Source organism: Paenibacillus sp. J22R232 (genome assembly GCF_056269165.1).
The window spans coordinates 1,056,324-1,074,054 of record NZ_JBWDNK010000001.1 but is presented as its reverse complement, the minus strand read 5'-3'; the positions used below and the strand labels follow the sequence as shown (position 1 = coordinate 1,074,054).

The 17,731-nt window shown below is 48.1% G+C and carries 16 protein-coding genes; 14 read left to right on the top strand and 2 right to left on the bottom strand.

Annotated elements, in window-relative coordinates; genetic code table 11:
• The first annotated feature begins 89 nt into the window (after positions 1-89).
• The 9 genes from AC0YN3_RS04960 to AC0YN3_RS04920 all read left to right on the top strand — a co-directional run bounded on the left by AC0YN3_RS04960 (position 90) and on the right by AC0YN3_RS04920 (position 11,056).
• Complete coding sequence (locus AC0YN3_RS04960; protein WP_475773973.1) at positions 90-1,706, top strand: serine/threonine protein kinase; 1,617 nt, start codon at positions 90-92, stop codon at positions 1,704-1,706.
• Between the two features lie 86 nt (positions 1,707-1,792).
• A complete protein-coding gene (locus AC0YN3_RS04955) occupies positions 1,793-3,352 on the top strand; it encodes an ABC-F family ATP-binding cassette domain-containing protein (RefSeq protein WP_475773972.1) in 1,560 nt (519 codons plus the stop codon).
• 201 nt (positions 3,353-3,553) lie between these two features.
• A complete protein-coding gene (locus AC0YN3_RS04950) occupies positions 3,554-4,252 on the top strand; it encodes a response regulator transcription factor (protein WP_475773971.1) in 699 nt (232 codons plus the stop codon).
• Positions 4,249-5,607, top strand: coding sequence for a HAMP domain-containing sensor histidine kinase (locus tag AC0YN3_RS04945; RefSeq protein ID WP_183560804.1), 1,359 nt, complete (start codon positions 4,249-4,251; stop codon positions 5,605-5,607). Before AC0YN3_RS04950 ends, AC0YN3_RS04945 begins: the two co-directional genes overlap by 4 nt.
• Positions 5,608-5,630: 23 nt before the next feature.
• Positions 5,631-6,491 (top strand): carbon-nitrogen hydrolase family protein, encoded by an 861-nt coding sequence (locus AC0YN3_RS04940; protein ID WP_475773970.1) that lies wholly within the window; start codon positions 5,631-5,633, stop codon positions 6,489-6,491.
• 35 nt (positions 6,492-6,526) lie between these two features.
• Positions 6,527-7,207, top strand: coding sequence for a GNAT family N-acetyltransferase (locus tag AC0YN3_RS04935; protein WP_475773969.1), 681 nt, complete (start codon positions 6,527-6,529; stop codon positions 7,205-7,207).
• On the top strand, positions 7,204-7,875 hold the full coding sequence (locus AC0YN3_RS04930; protein WP_475774294.1) for a GNAT family N-acetyltransferase: 672 nt from the start codon (positions 7,204-7,206) through the stop codon (positions 7,873-7,875). Before AC0YN3_RS04935 ends, AC0YN3_RS04930 begins: the two co-directional genes overlap by 4 nt.
• Positions 7,872-8,648 carry an MBL fold metallo-hydrolase gene (locus AC0YN3_RS04925; RefSeq protein ID WP_475774293.1) on the top strand — a complete coding sequence of 259 codons (777 nt, stop codon included), beginning with the start codon at positions 7,872-7,874 and terminating at the stop codon, positions 8,646-8,648. Before AC0YN3_RS04930 ends, AC0YN3_RS04925 begins: the two co-directional genes overlap by 4 nt.
• A 434-nt stretch (positions 8,649-9,082) precedes the next feature.
• A complete protein-coding gene (locus tag AC0YN3_RS04920; RefSeq protein ID WP_475773968.1) occupies positions 9,083-11,056 on the top strand; it encodes an endonuclease MutS2 in 1,974 nt (657 codons plus the stop codon).
• 82 nt (positions 11,057-11,138) lie between these two features.
• Here AC0YN3_RS04920 and AC0YN3_RS04915 read toward each other — a convergent pair whose 3' ends face one another.
• Complete coding sequence (locus AC0YN3_RS04915; RefSeq protein ID WP_475773967.1) at positions 11,139-11,777, bottom strand: thiamine diphosphokinase; 639 nt, start codon at positions 11,775-11,777, stop codon at positions 11,139-11,141.
• 226 nt (positions 11,778-12,003) lie between these two features.
• On the opposite strand from AC0YN3_RS04915, the gene AC0YN3_RS04910 reads away from it, so the two are divergent.
• The gene (locus AC0YN3_RS04910; RefSeq protein WP_441942813.1) at positions 12,004-12,645 is read left to right on the top strand and encodes a trimeric intracellular cation channel family protein; all 642 of its coding nucleotides are present in this window, start codon (positions 12,004-12,006) and stop codon (positions 12,643-12,645) included.
• Positions 12,642-13,133: a low molecular weight protein-tyrosine-phosphatase gene (locus tag AC0YN3_RS04905; protein WP_475773966.1), complete on the top strand. Its 492-nt coding sequence runs from the start codon at positions 12,642-12,644 to the stop codon at positions 13,131-13,133. Before AC0YN3_RS04910 ends, AC0YN3_RS04905 begins: the two co-directional genes overlap by 4 nt.
• Before the next feature lie 151 nt (positions 13,134-13,284).
• Here AC0YN3_RS04905 and AC0YN3_RS04900 read toward each other — a convergent pair whose 3' ends face one another.
• On the bottom strand, positions 13,285-14,022 hold the full coding sequence (locus AC0YN3_RS04900) for an alpha/beta hydrolase (protein WP_475773965.1): 738 nt from the start codon (positions 14,020-14,022) through the stop codon (positions 13,285-13,287).
• 290 nt (positions 14,023-14,312) lie between these two features.
• Between AC0YN3_RS04900 and pdhA the strand changes: the two genes are divergently transcribed.
• Genes pdhA through AC0YN3_RS04885 form a run of 3 tightly spaced genes read left to right on the top strand, consistent with a single transcriptional unit; the run spans position 14,313 to position 17,728 of the window.
• Complete coding sequence (gene pdhA / locus AC0YN3_RS04895) at positions 14,313-15,380, top strand: pyruvate dehydrogenase (acetyl-transferring) E1 component subunit alpha (RefSeq protein ID WP_475773964.1); 1,068 nt, start codon at positions 14,313-14,315, stop codon at positions 15,378-15,380.
• A gap of 20 nt (positions 15,381-15,400) precedes the next feature.
• On the top strand, positions 15,401-16,378 hold the full coding sequence (locus AC0YN3_RS04890) for an alpha-ketoacid dehydrogenase subunit beta (protein ID WP_183560788.1): 978 nt from the start codon (positions 15,401-15,403) through the stop codon (positions 16,376-16,378).
• 15 nt (positions 16,379-16,393) lie between these two features.
• A complete protein-coding gene (locus AC0YN3_RS04885; RefSeq protein ID WP_475773963.1) occupies positions 16,394-17,728 on the top strand; it encodes a dihydrolipoamide acetyltransferase family protein in 1,335 nt (444 codons plus the stop codon).
• The last annotated feature ends 3 nt before the right edge of the window (positions 17,729-17,731 follow it).

Genomic DNA, 17,731 nt, shown 5'->3' with positions numbered 1-17,731 from the left:
TTTATAGTCATAGTTCAGGAAAGCATCCTGATGCCGTTTGTTTTTACAAACCGCATTGGGATGCTTTTTTTGTTATGGAGGAGGGAAAAATGGGTAATGCAGAAGCTTGGTTTGATCCTTATCCCGCGGGAACGGTGCTCGATAACAGATATCGGGTTACAGCTATCCTTGGAAAAGGAGGGATGGGAATTGTATATGCGGCAGATGACCTACGGCTAGGTAACAAGCTTACCGCAATCAAGGTAATTGCACCTCGTCCTGGAGCAGCCATGCTAGCCGAGGAAGCTAAGCTGCTCATGATGGTTAATCATCCGCATTTGCCTACTATTTTGAATTATTATCCAGCTTCGGGACAGATACACGAGACTTACGTCATGAGTTACATAGATGGGCATACGGTAGCTGATTATTACCGCTCAAATCGGAGCGGATTAACTTTCGAACAAACCATGCATGTCGTAAAGCAGCTTTGTTCCGCTTTGCATTATTTGCATACGAATGATCCTCCTATTATACATAGAGATTTGAAGCCATCGAATGTCATGATCGATGCCAAGTGGCAGGTAAAGCTTATTGACTTCGGCATATCCAGGCGCTATCGGCCCAATATGGAGCAGGATACCGTGCAGCTTGGCACGAAGGGCTTTGCCGCACCTGAACAGGCTGGCAGCGGTCAAAGCGATGAACGAACGGACATTTACGGATTAGGCGCTTTAATGTATTTTATGGCAAGCGGCGGCCTGATTTACGAGCCGGTAGCTCAACAGGCAAACCGAGACGAATCGTTTACTTTTTTGAAAAGGGATACGCCTGCAGCCTTCAAAACGGTATTAAGAGGACTGCTGCAGCCTGACCCTAGGCTGCGGTATCAAACCATAAAGGAAGTAGAAGCAGCGTTAACACCTTTTATGTTTGTTACACATTCTTCAGATGTATCACTCCCTGCAAATATAAGCGGGCGAGAAGGGTATCATTCACCAATCTCAGTTTGCCTGTTGTCCTTGTCATCTGGTGCTGGATCGACGTTTTTGACACATACGCTGGCTAATCTGCTCGCTAAAATCGGTATTCCGGTATCTGCAGCGGAATATGAGCATGCGAGACCGGAATGGCATGCTTGGTTAAGCGGTATTCGCAAAATGTATCAGGCTGAATCTGAAGAGGTTATGGCGCTAGATCCGCGTTACAAGCATACAAGGCAGAAATCCCCTGCAATCGACTGGTTCTCGCTCAAATCTGAGCAGGCATTGGAAAATGACTATGCAAGCGACCGTTTTATGCAAATGCTTAAACAAACGGACACCTCGATCCATTTAATCGATGTTTCCCAAAAATGGACCGAGCCGCTTGCCCAGCAATTATTGCGAGGTTCAAGGCTCGTGATCGTTGTGGGTGATCCAGTCGTAGCAAAGTGGCGTGCTTGCGACCTTAAACAGCTTTACCATATGCGCTCTGAGATGGCGGCAGCAGGCTCGCAGCTTGTATTTGTCGCGAATAAAGATGTGTCTTTCGATGCGAGGCGGGAATGGCTGTCTCTATTTCCTACGCATCCGATAGCCATCGTGCCCAAATTGCCTGACGATATGCTGCTGTCGCTTCAGTGGAAGGGACAATGGGCGACTGATAATAAGCGGCTAGCTAGCAAGCTTAATCAAGCGTTAGCGCCCATTTTAAAGCTGCTCCGGAATGAATTGATCACAGAATGACCGATTATGTGGTACAATGATACGGGTAAAAACGTGAATGAGCAATTTTTGAATATGGTCTATAGATGAATGGAGATAAAAAGAAAATGAGTTTGTTAACAGTTGAGCAATTATCGCATACGTTTGGCGATCGCGTACTTTTCAGAAACGTTTCTTTCCGCTTATTGGCCGGCGAGCATGTTGGCCTTGTTGGCGCTAACGGAACAGGCAAGTCTACCTTGATGAATATTTTGACGGGCAAGCTGCTGAAGGACGAGGGCAAGGTAGAATGGACGCCGCGCGTTCGTTATGGCTATTTAGATCAGCATACGAAGCTTGAGGCAGGTAAAACGATTAGAGATGTACTGAAGGACGCGTTCCTTCCGATGCTGCTTTTGGAAGAGGAATTGAATGAGATCGCAGCGCAAATGGGTGAAGCGGATGCAGATACGTTAGATGCACTGCTCATTCGTATGGGGGAAATACAAGAAGAGCTGGAAATCGGCGATTTCTACTTGATTGACGTAAAAGTAGACGAGATGGCGAATGGGCTTGGTCTTAATGCAATCGGACTTGATCGTGACGTTACGGCACTTAGCGGCGGTCAGCGCACCAAGGTTCTGCTAGCCAAGCTGCTGCTGGAGAAACCGGGCGTGCTGCTGCTCGATGAGCCTACGAACTATTTGGACGAAGAGCATATCAACTGGCTGACCAACTATTTGAAAAACTATCCGCATGCATTTGTACTCATATCCCATGAAACCGGCTTTATGAATCAGGTTGTCAACGTGATTTATCACCTTGAGTTTACGAAGATGACACGATATTCAGCGAACTACGATAAGTTTCTCGAAATGGCTGATTTGAACAAAGCCCAGCATATCGATGCTTACGAGAAACAGAAGGATTTCATCAAGAAACAAGAAGATTTTATCAATAAAAACAAAGCCCGTGCTTCTACGTCAGGCCGAGCCAAGAGTAGGGAAAAGCAGCTTGACCGCATCGACCGCATCGACAAGCCGGAGGAAGCGGCAAAACCGACCTTTAACTTCAAGGAATCGAGAACTAGCGGCAAAACCGTGTTCGAGGCAGAGGGAATGGTTATCGGCTATAACAAGCCGCTTCTGCCTGAGATGAATATGGTCATCGAGCGGGGTGACAAAATCGCGATCGTTGGGTGCAACGGGGTGGGCAAGTCAACGCTTCTCCGTACGATACTTGGAGTAATTCCTCCGCTTGACGGAAAAACCTATCTTGGCGATTATTTGAACCCGGCTTATTTTGAGCAAGAAGCAAAAGCGCCAACCATGACTCCGCTTGAGGATGTGTGGGATGAGTTTTCCTTCATGACCCAAAGCGAAGTGCGGGGAGCTCTCGCAAGATGCGGGCTGAAAAACGAGCACATCACGCGCGCCTTGAATCAATTAAGCGGCGGCGAACAAGCGAAGGTTCGGCTCTGCAAGCTCATGATGCGAGACAGCAACTGGATCTTGTTCGATGAGCCAACAAACCATTTGGATGTCGTTGCCAAAGCGGAGTTGAAGCACGCGCTGAAGGCTTACAAGGGCACGGTGGTTCTCGTATCTCATGAACCTGAATTCTATGAGGATTGGGTAACCAAGACGTGGGATGTAGAAGCCTGGTCTATGCAGAAGCAAAGCAGTTAAGGCTATGAGCCGAATTACCCGGCTTTACCAGAAACGAACCGCATAACTTGCGGCAAGTGCCGGTCTACTCTTTCTGTAGATCGGCTTACTTGCATTTGTGAAACGTCTTCATTATGATAAATTTAACCCTTGCTGCTTGAAATCAAGCAAAGAGGCTGATTATATCGATTATTTTCAATTGGAAGCAGGTGTACCGTCAACATGAAGGAACGAATTCTTGTCGTAGAAGACGAAGCGGGCATTTCCCGCATATTGCAGCTTGAATTAGAGCATGAGGGCTATACAGTTGGATCGGCTGCCGATGGTCGGACAGGCTATGAAATGGCATCGACAGGCGAGTGGGAGCTAGTGCTGCTCGATGTGATGCTTCCGGAAATGAGCGGAATCGAAGTGCTGAGGTTACTGCGTCAAGCAGGAAATCCGGTACCTATCATATTATTGACTGCACGCGATACGGTGCCGGATAAGGTAAGCGGCTTCGAGCACGGAGCCAATGATTATATTACGAAACCATTCGCGATGGAGGAGCTGCTTGCACGCGTCCGCAACATTCTGCGAATATTCCAGCAGTATCCGAAGGAAGCAGAAGGCTCGGATATGATTAAGGTAGGAGATTTGACGATTGAGCTGCGTACGCGGAAGGTTTATCGCAAGGATATACTCATTGAATTAACGCCGCGTGAATTTGAGCTGCTCGTGTATCTCGTTGAGAACAAAAACGATGAGAAGTCTCGCGAGGATATTTTATCCGAAGTATGGGGCTATGATTTTATTGGGGAGACCAATCTGGTCGACGTGTATATTCGTTACTTGCGCCAAAAGCTGGACAAGGGCTATCGCCATAAGCTCATTCATACCGTTCGCGGAGTTGGCTATATGATTAAGGAGCCGGATGCATGACGCTGCGCAAACGGTTTACGCTCTTTACGATTTTTTGGCTTATTTTCATATTGATTCTCTTTAATATATTCGTATACTTCTACGTGATCAAGATTACGACCGAAAGCGAAGAAGAGGTTATCGCGAATAAAGTGAATCTGATGCTGGAAAATCCCCGAATTCAGAGCGGCCGCGGACTAAATTACCCGGAGCTGCTCAACGAATATTACAACGTAAACGAAATGATTCGGATTATTGCTCCGAACAATAGAGTCGTTAACATTACGGGCTCAGATGAGCTGCTGCAGGAGCTGCCCGCCGCGTTCGAAACCCATCACCATACTGGGATGATAACGAAGGGCGGCGAACGAATCTTATTCATGCGGGTGCCGCTCTATGACGGCAATCGCGTCATCGCGATGCTTGAAATCAACCGTATCCTCGATGAGCTCGACGATTATTTGCAGGTATTGGTTGCCGCGCTTAGCGTAACGAGCGGAGGAGCCATCTTGTTCGCCATATTCGGAACGTACTGGTTTACGTCTAGATTAACGGCACCGATCCAACAGATGGTAAATACGATGCGAGAAATTGACCGCAGCGGCAAGCTTAGGCAGATCGAGCTGAGCAGCCGGGAAGAATCCGCGGAATTGCTGCAGCTTGTCAGGGCGTTCAATCAAATGATTGAACGGCTTGACCGTACTTTTGCGAAGCAAAAGCAATTCGTTGCGGATGCGTCTCATGAGCTCAAAACGCCGCTTACGGTCATCAGCAGCTATGCCGGCATGCTGAAACGCTGGGGACGGGACGACGTGAACCTGCGGGACGAAGCAATTGAGGCAATCGATAAGGAAGCGAACCGCTTGCAGAATCTAACGAAATCGATGCTGATGCTTGCAGAAGCCGAACAAGAGGATTGGTTAAAGCAAGAGCTCTTTGATGTCGTTCATGTGGTAGATGAGATCGCAACGATGCTGCAAACGACTTTCGGACGTCCGATAAGAGTGAAAGCGATGTCCAAGGTCGTTCGGATGGTTGGAGACAAGGACAAAATTAGGCAGCTTCTCGTAATTCTGCTGGACAATGCGATTAAGTATTCTAAGGAACCGATCGATATTACGATTACGCTCGTCAGAAATATCGTGAAAATTGAGGTCAAAGACAAAGGTATGGGTATCCCGGAGAACGAAATTCCGCATTTGTTTGAGCGCTTTTACCGTGTGGATGGCGCCAGAAGCCGCGCAACCGGAGGCGTCGGCCTCGGGCTTTCAATCGCTAAGCGGATTATTGACCTGCATGAAGGCAAGGTTGACGTGTTCAGCCTTCCGGATTTGGGCACGACAATTACGTTGCAATTCAAGCAGCGTAAATCATAAGGGAAGAGGGAGGTTTCGCCAATATGAAATTCCGTACGGCAGCCGTTCAATATAAGCTAGCGGATATCGACTCATTCGAGCAATTTGCCGAGCAGGTTACGCATTATGTGCGTAATGCAGCCGAATATGGCGTTCAGTTCCTGCTGTTTCCAGAATTTTTAACGACGCAGCTCATGTCAATCGGTGATGGAGACGGTGCTGCGCTTACCATTGACCGACTGCCTGACTTCACGGATAGCTATGTGGAGCTGTTCCGTTCTCTGGCCAATGACTATGCTATATACATTGTAGGCGGAACTCATGTCATCCAGACTGAAGACGGAAGCCTGCGCAACGCCGCGCATCTGTTTCATCCAGATGGCAAGATTGACGTACAGCACAAAATTCACATTACGCCATCGGAGGTTGAAGGCTGGAATATGTCAGCTGGTGAAGGTCTCGAGGTGTTCGAGACCGCTTTCGGAAAGATTGCCATGTTAACCTGTTATGATATCGAATTTCCGGAGATCGTACGCATGGCGCGTGCTAAAGGCGCTGACGTCATATTCTGCCCTTCCTGTACAGATGACCGTCACGGATTCTACCGCGTGCGTTATTGCTGCCATGCAAGGGCCGTTGAAAACCAAGTGTATATCGTGACTACAGGCACGGTCGGTTCTCTGCGCAGAGTGGATCTTATGAGGGCGAATTTCGGCCAAGCGGCGATCATTGCGCCTAACGATATTCCGTTCCCGCCAGCCGGCATTCTGAGCGAAGGGATCATTAATGATGATATGCTCGTCGTTGCCGATCTGGATTTGGCTTTGCTTGAAGAGGTAAGGGCAAAGGGCTCCGTAACGACGTGGAGGGACCGCAGGACGGATCTTTATACGGATTGGAACTAACTTTAATAGGCAAGGCGAGAGGAGTGAGTCCCGCATTGCGAAAAGAACTTTACATATTTCAAGGCGAAAAGCCGGTAAACGCAATCATACGTCCCTATAACGAGTCTGATATCGAAGCGCTTATCGAGGTTCAACGGTTAAGCTTCCCTCCCCCTTTCCCGGAGGAGCTTTTATGGAATCGCGAGCAGCTATCGGAACATATCGCACGGTTCCCGGCAGGGGCTATTTGTGCAGAGGTCGACGGCAGCATTGTCGGATCGATGACAGCTCTGCTAGTGAATATGGACGACTATAGCCACCAACACAGCTGGGAGAAGATGACCGACAGCGGATATATTCGCAACCACAACGGAGAAGGCGATACGCTCTATGTTGTCGATATTTGCGTAGTGCCGACGTTTCGGAAATCTGGAATTGGCAAATGGCTGATGCAAACGATGTATGAAACGGTCGTACACCTTGGATTATCGCGTCTACTGGGTGGCGGAAGAATGCCTGGCTACGGGAAGCATATAGTTGAATGTTCACCAGAAGTCTATCTGGAAAGAGTTATGACTGGTGAATGGAAGGATCCTGTCATCACTTTTTTATTGCGATGTGGACGAATACCGGTAGGAATTGCACGCGGCTATCTGGAAGATGAGCAATCGAATAATTGCGCAGTCATTATGGAATGGCGCAATCCGTTTAATAAAAGGAGAGAGCTTTCATGTTGATATACCATCGGATTACATCAATAGAAGATCAATATTTCGGATCGCTGCACAAGCTTCTGCAGACGATCTTCCCGCCGGAGGAAGTTTTGGCTTATGAATTATGGCGAGAGCCGCTCGAAGACAACGGAATCCATGTGTATGTAGCCATTCATGAAGGGGAAGTCGTAGGTTCCACCGAGTACCGTTATTACCCAGCCCTCCGCGTCGCTATGACGGACTTTACCATTATCGGCAAGCCATCGCTTGGCGTAGGAAGATTTCTGCTTCGCAATCGCGAACGAGATTTGGTCAGGCTCGCGGAACAGTCTGGTACAACGCCTATTGGCATGTTTGCCGAGGTGTATGATCCTTACCGCGCGGAAGAGCATGCGTTCGGAGGCGTTTCACCCATGAATCCTTTTGTTCGGCGTGAAGTACTGTCCCATATTGGCTATAAACGGATTGATCTCGCCTATGTGCATCCCTCCTGGGATCATGAGGGGCATGCAGTGGCAGAGCTCGACTTATGCTTTCTCCCGCAGAATGAAGATTTGGACAGCATTGATGCTGCATTGGTTGCCGAATTTCTCAATGGCTACTACTCCGCTTTACCCAATAAGCCAGAGCAATGGGTTCGCATGATGGAACAAATCCAAGCTTCAGAAACTTTACCTTTATTGCCGTTATGAGTAAGATCATTTTTAGGGGCACCGGAGATTCCATGGGCGTTCCACGCATTTATTGCGGGTGTGAGGTATGTAACGAAGCGCGAACCACCGGTTTAAATCGCAGGCTGCGATCTTCCGTTCAGCTTGAGATTGCAGATGCTGGAGCGGTATGGATCGATTGCGGGCCTGATTTCGCCAAACAATTGGAAGCAGCAGATTTGCGGGCAATTGATATTTTATTGATTACTCACGCACATTTTGATCATATAGGCGGGTTAGTGGAATGGGCAGATGCTTGCCGCTGGACCCAAAAGAAGGGCGTAGCTTATGCGCCAACCGAGGTTATCGCGGAAATTAATGATAGGTTCCCTTGGCTTAAGAACCAGATTCAATTCTACGCCTTCGATCAACCGGTCATGATTGGCAAATGGCAAGTTACAAGCTGGCGAGTGAATCATGGCAAGAACGGATATGCTTATGCTTTTTCATTTTTGAATGGGGATACGAATTATAAGTGGGTATACTGCTCGGATTCGATCGGTTTGACTGACGAGCAACAGCAGCCACTGGCTGAGCTTGACCTGCTTATTCTTGGCACAAGCTTTTATCATGAGCCCTTTGCTTATGAAACGAGGTCCGTTTATGACGTGGTTGAAGCGATAGACCTCATTGCCAAGTGGCAGCCCAAACAAACGCTGTTGACCCATATGTCTCATGATATTGATCTTGCAAAGGATTATAAGCTGCCTGCAAACATCAGGTTTGCTCGTGCAGGCTTAGAGCTAAGCCTTTAGGGTTCTTTTTAAGCGTTTAAGCTTGACAAGCAGCTTGTCTATTTTGTACATTAGAGACGTAAGTTTATGATACTGATTGTTAATATGCTTAAAGGGGAAATTTTAATGTTTGCTGGTGTCCTTAACTCATAAATTGGATATTGTTGGAGAGTATGATGGTCTTGCTGCTTACGTATGGTTTTTGCGCCATACAGCAAGGCTCTATTTCGCTATCCGACGCCAAGAGTTATGGACATGAGGATTTCCGCCTGAAGCAATTCGACAGCGGCCCAATCACCGTGCTATCCAGCGCGGTTTTTTTGTACCCTTTTTTTGCCCTTCGTTTCTGATAGGCATATGTGGGTTACTGGGGCTTAGTCAATTGAGACAGAAATGGAACGCGCCCGCGTTCTGTTTCTGTCTTTTTTTTGTCTAAAATAGAGGAGGCTGAAAAAATGAATGAAGCATCATGGAGAAGATTAGAGTTCGATAAAGTGAAGGCAGCGGTTATTAGCTATACCGTGTCGCCAGCTGGGAGAATGCTCGCTGAGCGCCATGCGCCAAGCATCAAGCACCGCCAGGTAGAAGCATGGCTGCAGGAAACAGAGGAAGCAGTATTACTGCTAGGAAGCGGGGCAAGCATTCCATTGTCTGCAATGGACGGCATAGATTCATTCCTGGCTTTGCTAGGGAAAGGCCGTATTTACAATGAACAGGAATTAGAGCAATTAGCCGTATGGCTGACTTCAGTCGTGCAAATGAAAAAGTATATGAACAGCAAGCGGGATATTGCGCCAACGATAGCTTCATATGCAGAATCCATGTACGATTGCCCCGCGCTGCGAGAAGAATTGAACCGGTGCATCCGTTACGGACTCATAACCGATCAAGCAAGTGCGGATCTTGCGTTTATACGCAGGCATATTTATGCAACCGAGGATAAAATCCAGAAAAAAATGGAGCATGCTTTGGGCAAATATCGAACGGCTCTTCAGGATCCCGTCATCAGCAAGCGCCGTGACCGTTTTGTCATTGCAGTCAAGAGAGAGCTTCGCAAGCAGGTAGCCGGAACGGTGTGGGACGAATCCTCAAGCGGGCAAACGTTATTTGTGGAGCCGCATGACGTCGCAGACTTGCAAGTAGAGCTGCAGCAATGGAAAGCCGAGGAAGAAAGAGAGCGTACCGTAATATTGGCTCGTTTATCCGAGCAAGCGGAAACGTTCTCCGCAGAGCTGTTTCAGAACGTTGAAGCGATGGCTTCATTTGATTTCATTACAGCACGCGCTAAGCTTTCACGCTCTTACAAAGGCCACAAAATGAAGCTGTCTGAGCAACCGGTCATTCGGCTGATAGGCGCACGGCATCCTCTGATTGGCTCATCGAGCGTACCGCTTCATGCAGAGCTTGGCACGCGCTGGAAGCAGCTCATCATAACGGGGCCGAATACCGGAGGGAAAACGGTAACGTTAAAGACGATCGGCTTGTTCGTGCTGATGGTGCAATCGGGGCTGCTTGTACCCGTAGAAGAGGGCAGTGAGATTGGTATTTTCCAGCATGTGATCGCTGATGTTGGGGATGGACAAAGTTTGGAGCAATCGCTGAGTACGTTCTCATCCCATATAACCGTGTTGAAGGAGATGTTGGAAGCAGCCGGTCCAAGGTCATTGCTATTGCTGGACGAATTGGCTGCAGGTACTGATCCTACAGAAGGGATTGCGCTTTCTATCGCCTTGTTGGAGCAGCTGCTTACACGCGGAGCATTGACCGTAGCAACTACACATTTCAATGAAATCAAAGCATTTGCAGCACGAACGATAGGCTGCCAGAACGGAAAGATGGCTTTTGATGCGGATACGTTAAAGCCGCTCTATCGGCTAGAGATCGGTGAAGCTGGGGAGAGCCATGCGTTTGCTATTGCAAGACGGTTCGGTTTGCCGGAGAGTGTCATGCAGCGAGCGGAACATCTGCTTGAGATGAAAAAAAATTCAGCATCTGAACCGATCGATAACGGGATGAGGCAAAAGGAAGACGCCGGGAATGGCAGCCTGCTAGCAGCCAATCACGAACAAAAATTGAATCGTGAATCGTTGGAGAAAATGGAGGGAGGCAAGAGGTCAGCTTCAACCAAAGCAGCAGCTCAGCCTTTTTTGAAAGGCGATGCCGTTTGGATCTATCCGCTGAAGCGGATGGGGGTTGTGTACCGTCCAGCAGATGAGCGCGGAAATGTCGTCCTTCAAGTGCAAGGACAGAAGCTGACGTTCAACCAAAAGCGCATGAAGCTCTATATCCCGAAAACGAAGCTCTACCCGGATGAGCAATACGATCTCGACATCGTTTTCGAATCGAAAGCGGACAGAAAATCACGCAAGCTGATGAGCCGGAAGCATGTGGAAGGATTAACGATCGTGACGCCTGAAGAGAATAGCTGATTGGAATGCTGCGAATACGACGAGGAAAAGCACACGTGTTTACGTGCAGCTTCTCCTCGCCTATGCTTGCCGTTCCCATCAACTAGTCCCGGCTTTGGATAACGAGGAGCAAACCGCTTGCAATTGCAATACGGCCGCTCTCTGACAAAAGAACGTTGCTGATTCCTAGTGATTGGCCGATGGTCAATGTAGCATCGTCAAGCGGGTATTGGAAGCCGGTCAGCGTGATTCCCGTTACCTTTATGGAAAGCGGAAGCAAAGAGACATTGGGATAGCCATGATGACTTATGAAAGCCGTATCCGTCAAAAGCGTTATTTTGTTGTGGTTGTCGATTATCGAAGCGGGAACCTGTGCTTCGGAAGCTAAAGCAAGCAAGTGAACATTAGCCAAAGAGTGGTCGAATCTTGTACCTAAAGCGCCGATCAATATGATCTCGCGAGGTTGCAGGTCAAGCGCGAGCCTCATAGCCATCTCGGTATCGGTATAATCCTTGTCAATCGGATCACAAGCGATTGTCTGGCTGCTGCTAGTTCGGATAGCGAGCAATTCTTGCTCGGAGACGGAATCAAAATCGCCGATTGAGATATCAGGGCGATATCCATGGTTGACTAAAAAGCGTGCGCCGCTGTCTGCCCCGACAAGCAGATCAGCGGAGTCTATATGCTCAAGAGCAAAGGGGCCTAGCTGGCCGCCCGTACAAATGACAATGCGTGGCTGCATAACGTATGATCCTCTCTTTTTAACAGAATGTACAATAAGCCAATATTAGTATATAGCCATTTGCCGCTTAAAAACTAGAGGCAAGCCCTTGGTTGGTAAATATACACGCAACTTGCTGCGAAATTTGTCGTTGCGAAACTTTTTGCTCCCAGCTAAAATGGTTTAGGAAAGAACCGGTGAAGCAGGTCGGTTCATGGACGGGAAGCGAGGAGCTATTGCAGTGAGCATGGACATTTTTGGGATTTTCAGTATCATTGGCACGATAGCCTTTGCTGTCAGCGGAGCGATTGTCGCCATGGAGGAAGAGTACGATATATTAGGCGTATTCGTGCTTGGCTTAGTCACTGCATTCGGTGGCGGCGTCGTTCGCAACTTGCTCATCGGGATGCCGGTAACATCGTTATGGAGCCAAGGCTATTTGTTCAAAATCGCGATGATCGCGATGACGATCGCATTTCTACTGCCGGTCGTATGGATTCAGAGATGGAGGAAAAGCGAGGCCTTTTTTGATGCGATTGGATTATCGGCCTTCGCTATTCAAGGCGCGCTGTACGCCACGCAAATGAAGCATCCGCTGAGCGCGGTGCTAGTTGCAGCCATGCTGACCGGTATCGGAGGCGGCATTATCCGCGATGTTCTAGCGGGTCGCAAGCCGCTTGTCCTAAAGGATGAGATTTATGCGGTATGGGCGATGCTCGGAGGCCTTGTCATTGGACTCGGATGGCTTAAATCGACTTTAGAGCTATTGTTTTTATTTGTCGTTATTATTAGCTTCAGGATGCTGTCGGTGTATTACAAGTGGAAGCTGCCAAGAAGGTCGCTGCATATCGATACTTCCCAAGAGCAGCAGAAAAGAGGCCGTTCATGAAAGCCAAGGTTTTGTTTGTTTGCTTAGGCAATATTTGCCGCTCGCCAATGGCTGAAGCGGTCATGCGCCATCAGGTTGAAAAGGCTGGATTATCTGATATCATTGAAGTGGATTCTGCGGGCACAGGCGATTGGCATCTCGGACATCCGCCTCATGAGGGCACGCGAAAGGTGCTTGATCAACACCGTATTTCTCATCAAGGCATGAAGGCGCGTCTAGTAACAGGCAAAGACTATGAGGATTTTGATTATCTGGTATGCATGGATACGAAAAACTTGCGCGACGTGCGCCAGATGCTTGAGAATGCCGGGATCGAATTTGACGAGTCCAAGCTATTTACATTCATGGAGCTAGTAAAAGGACATACGCTGCCCGATGTGCCGGATCCCTATTATGACGGCAATTTTGAATTTGTTTACGAGCTTGTGGACAGCGGCTGCAAAGAGCTTCTGAGCAGGGTACAATCGGATATCAATCAATCGCGTTAATACGCAAAAAGCTGTTTAGACGCTCGGTTAAGAGCGATCTAAACAGCTTTTTCAAAATATAGGAAGGTATATTATTTTGCCAACTTTCTCTATATTTCTACGCGATACGTTACATTAGCCGCCAGTGGACGGATTCAGCCGTTTACGCTTGTTATTCTTCCTCGATAAAATAGAATAGCGCCTTGTCGAGCTCTTTTTGCCAGAAGCCCCATTGATGCTTGCCATCCTTCTCTTCGTAAAACACCGTTGCTTGCTTATGCTCCAGCAATGCTTTCGTGTTTCGGTTCAAGGCTACGAAATCGAACACGCCGCGATCTGTTTCGTAAGCATCCTCCTGTAGCCCTACGATCATATAGACCGTTAACCAGCTTAAGTCGGCTGCTTCTGAGATAATGTGCTGCGAGACGCCGTAATATGCGCCGGATAATGACATAACGCGAGTAAACAGCTGAGGATATGCGAGAGCTAAATGCAGCGATACGGAACCTCCCAATGAATCCCCTGCAAGCAAGCGATGTTCCGCGTCCTGCCTTGCGGAGTATCTCTCTTCAACGAATGGAATAAGCTCTTCTGCGAAAAAACGAATATAGTTGGCATGCCGTTCTCCATCAGGCGCGTATTCATCGGTTCGAAGCTTCTTGTCCACATCGACGCCTACAATAATGAAAGGCTCCAAGCCCTCATCTAAAATCAATTTGGTAGCTGTTGTGGCGATTCGTCCGAAATTGAAAAAGTCTTCGCCATCTTGACAGTATACGACAGGGTAGCTCAATACCTCGTTGTAGCCTGGCGGCAAAAATACGCGCAGGTTGCGGGCCTGTTCAGGCAAATACCGGCTAGGCACGGTTTCCTTTACGATCGTTCTTTTTAAATATCGTTCATCTGTCATGACTTTCTCTCCTTATGACTTGTAATTATTGAATGGAAAACTACGGTTGTGGGTAAACAATAGAAAGGCATACAGGGAATCACATCTATTTCTGTCTTGTTGTATTATGCTGTTATATAGAAAAAATAAGTCTGTAGCATATACAATTTCTCAACAGAATGATGAGAATCAGCGAAAAAACAAAGGTTTTTTTGTTTTTTGCTTTGACCATTTTCGTTAAACAGGTTTATAATAATTCTATAACAGAGGTAAACGATTTTCAAATATTTCGATTGAGGTGAGCGTTCAAAATGAGCAAATTGCCATACGAAGTTCAAACGGAACCGGTAACTCCGCTTTCTGTCTTGTCACTCGACGGGGATGTTGTTAACCCGGATTTAATGCCGGCATTGTCTGATGATCAATTAAAAGAAGTTATGTACCGCATGGTATTTACACGTACTTGGGATGAGCGCGCAGTCAATCTTGGACGTCAAGGAAGACTTGGCTTCTACGCACCAGTATCCGGCCAAGAAGCGTCAATGATCGGCAGCGAGTACGCACTGAATAAAGATGATTTCATTTGTCCCGGCTACCGAGATATGCCACAAATCGTATGGCACGGTCTGCCAATGTATAAAGCATTCTTGTACTCCCGCGGTCACCAAGAGGGCGGCCGGATTCCTGACGACGTGCATGTTCTTATGCCGCAAATTATTATCGGTGCGCAGATTTTGCATGCAACCGGCGTAGCCATGGCTTTCAAAAAGAAAAACGAAAAGCGCGTAGCTATCACATATACAGGCGATGGTGGTTCCTCGGAAGGCGATTTCTACGAAGGCATGAACTTTGCCGGTGCCTATAAGCTTCCGGTTATCTATGCCGTTCAAAATAACGGTTATGCGATTACGACACCTTACGCTAAACAAACTGGCGCGCTGTCAATTGCACACAAAGCAGTTGCAGCCGGCATTAAAGGCGTACAAGTAGACGGCATGGACGTGCTGGCTGTAATCAAAGCCGTTCAAGAAGCAGCGGAACGAGGCCGCAATGGCGATGGCGCGACATTGATCGAGATGCTAACTTACCGTTTCCGTCCGCATTCCATGGCGGATGATACAACCAAATACCGTACGAAAGAAGAAGAAGCGGAATGGGCGCTTAAAGATCCGCTCGTTCGTTTCGGTAAGTTCTTGGAGAAAAAAGGCTTGTGGTCGGATGAGGACACAAACCGCGTGAAAGAAGAAGCAAAAGCAACGGTAAACGAGCAAATTAAAAAAACCGAAGCAGTTGAAAAAATGACTGTGGCAGGCTTGATCGATAGCATGTTCGAAACAACACCGAAACACCTGGAAGAGCAAAAGGCCGATTTTCAATAGTAGAGGAGGATCAGACGATCATGGCTCAAATGAATATGTTGGAAGCAATTCGCGATGCGATGCGCGTAGAACTTAAACGCGACTCAAACGTTGTCATTTTCGGTGAGGACGTAGGTAAGGTCGGCGGTGTATTCCGCGTGACAGAAGGATTGCAAGGAGAGTTTGGCGAGGATCGCGTATTCGATACGCCGCTTGCCGAATCCGCGCTTGCGGGTATGGCAGTGGGGATGGGGCTTCAAGGCTTCCGCCCAATCGCAGAGATTCAATTCGTTGGTTTTATTTATGAAGCGCTTGACCAAATGTTTGTACAAGCGGCACGCATGCGCTATCGTTCAGGCGGTCGCTACAATTCGCCAATCGTGTTCCGTACGCCATTCGGCGGCGGCGTAAAAGCAGCTGAGCTGCACACGGATTCCCTTGAGGGTCTGGCTATTCAAACACCAGGTATTAAAGTCGTCATTCCGTCAAATCCTTATGATGCAAAAGGTTTGATGATCTCAGCAATCCGCGATAATGATCCTGTCTTTTTCATGGAGCATCTCAACCTTTACCGTGCGTTTAAGGCAGATGTGCCAGAAGGCGAATATACCGTTGAAATCGGCAAAGCAAATGTTGTCCGCGAAGGTACCGACGTAACGATCCTCACTTACGGGATGATGGTTCATACTTCAGTAAAAGCGGCAGAAGAGCTTGAAAAAACAGGCGTAAGCGTAGAGGTAATCGACCTTCGCAGCCTGGTACCGCTAGATATTGAAACGATCGTAGCGTCCATTCAAAAGACGAACCGCGCGATTGTCGTTCAAGAAGCACAAAAAACGTCAGGCGCGGCAGCGGAAATTATCGCGCAAATCAACGAGCATGCCATTCTTCATTTGGAAGCTCCAGTACTTCGCGTAGCCGGACCGGATACGGTTTATCCGTTTGCGCTTGTTGAGGATGCGTGGCTTCCTTCGGTAGCTCGCGTTTCTGCAGCGGTTCAAAAAGTATTGAACTTTTAAAGGAGGTTACCAGCATTGGCTAAATTCGAATATCGTTTCCCAGAGCTCGGCGAAGGCTTGCACGAAGGCGAAATCGTGAAAGTGAACATCAAAGTCGGAGACACGGTTACAGATGATGATATTATTATGGAAGTCCAAAACGATAAAGCGATCGTAGAAGTACCTTGTCCGGTTAACGGCAAAGTATTGGAAGTGCTCGTGAAAGACGGTCAAGTATGCCACGTTGGAGAAATCGTTGCAATCATTGACGCTGAAGGCGAGCTTCCAGAGCAAGCAACTCCAGCTGCCGAAGCACCGAAAGCAGAAGCGCCAGCACCTAAAGCAGAGGCAGCTCCAGCGGCCGAAGCGCCGAAAGCGGAAGCACCTGCAGCTGCAGCGACTGCTCCAAAAGCTACTGGCGGCCTTGTTCTAGCGACTCCTAGCGTGCGCAAGTTCGCTCGTGAGCAAGGCGTGGACCTAACGCAGGTTGGCGGCACGGGCAAAAACGGCCGAATCACTCGTGATGACGTAACTGGCTTTGGCGGTACGCCAGCTGTTGCGGCTGCCGATACTGCGGCACCTGCTGCTGAACAACCTAGCAATGCTGAAGTAGCGGCAAAAGGCGCTGGCGAAGCGAAGCCTGCGCATACGGCTTCTGGCACAGCATATCGTCCTGAAGAGCGCGTACCGTTCAAAGGTATTCGCAAAATTATTGCAAACGCGATGTCCAAATCCGTTTACACGGCTCCTCACGTTACGATTATGGATGAGGTTGACGTAACGGAATTGGTAGCACTTCGCGCGAAATATAAGCCTTATGCCGAGAAAAAAGGCTCCAAGCTTACGTACTTGCCATTTATAGTGAAGGCTCTTGTGGCAGCATGCCGCGAATTCCCGATCTTGAATGCTACGCTTGATGAGGCTAACCAAGAAATCGTGCTTCGCAAATTCTACAACATCGGTATTGCTACAGATACGGATAACGGTCTTATCGTACCGGTTATCGAGGATGCAGACCGTAAAAACCTATTCAAAATTGCGGATTCCATCCGTGATCTGGCTGCTCGCGGCCGCGATGGCAAGCTTGCTGCCAACGAATTGAAAGGAAGCACCATTTCCATCTCAAACATCGGTTCGGCAGGCGGCATGTTCTTCACGCCGGTTATCAACTTCCCTGAGGTTGCTATCTTGGGTACAGGCAGAATTACAGAGAAAGCGATTGTTCGCAATGGCGAAATCGTAGCAGCACCTGTAATGGCTCTTTCACTCAGCTTTGACCACCGACTAATTGACGGCGCAACGGCACAAAACTTTATGAATTACATCAAAACACTTCTGGGACAACCGGAATTGTTCATAATGGAGGTATAAGAC

Excerpts from the sequence above, each read along its gene's own strand:
- AC0YN3_RS04960 (WP_475773973.1), top strand. The coding sequence starts at position 90 with ATGGGTAATGCAGAAGCTTGGTTTGATCCTTATCCCGCGGGAACGGTG.
- AC0YN3_RS04955 (WP_475773972.1), top strand. The coding sequence starts at position 1,793 with ATGAGTTTGTTAACAGTTGAGCAATTATCGCATACGTTTGGCGATCGC.
- AC0YN3_RS04950 (WP_475773971.1), top strand. The coding sequence starts at position 3,554 with ATGAAGGAACGAATTCTTGTCGTAGAAGACGAAGCGGGCATTTCCCGC.
- AC0YN3_RS04945 (WP_183560804.1), top strand. The coding sequence starts at position 4,249 with ATGACGCTGCGCAAACGGTTTACGCTCTTTACGATTTTTTGGCTTATT.
- AC0YN3_RS04940 (WP_475773970.1), top strand. The coding sequence starts at position 5,631 with ATGAAATTCCGTACGGCAGCCGTTCAATATAAGCTAGCGGATATCGAC.
- AC0YN3_RS04925 (WP_475774293.1), top strand. The coding sequence starts at position 7,872 with ATGAGTAAGATCATTTTTAGGGGCACCGGAGATTCCATGGGCGTTCCA.
- AC0YN3_RS04920 (WP_475773968.1), top strand. The coding sequence starts at position 9,083 with ATGAATGAAGCATCATGGAGAAGATTAGAGTTCGATAAAGTGAAGGCA.
- AC0YN3_RS04915 (WP_475773967.1), bottom strand. The coding sequence starts at position 11,777 with ATGCAGCCACGCATTGTCATTTGTACGGGCGGCCAGCTAGGCCCCTTT.
- AC0YN3_RS04910 (WP_441942813.1), top strand. The coding sequence starts at position 12,004 with ATGGACATTTTTGGGATTTTCAGTATCATTGGCACGATAGCCTTTGCT.
- AC0YN3_RS04905 (WP_475773966.1), top strand. The coding sequence starts at position 12,642 with ATGAAAGCCAAGGTTTTGTTTGTTTGCTTAGGCAATATTTGCCGCTCG.
- AC0YN3_RS04900 (WP_475773965.1), bottom strand. The coding sequence starts at position 14,022 with ATGACAGATGAACGATATTTAAAAAGAACGATCGTAAAGGAAACCGTG.
- pdhA (WP_475773964.1), top strand. The coding sequence starts at position 14,313 with ATGAGCAAATTGCCATACGAAGTTCAAACGGAACCGGTAACTCCGCTT.
- AC0YN3_RS04890 (WP_183560788.1), top strand. The coding sequence starts at position 15,401 with ATGGCTCAAATGAATATGTTGGAAGCAATTCGCGATGCGATGCGCGTA.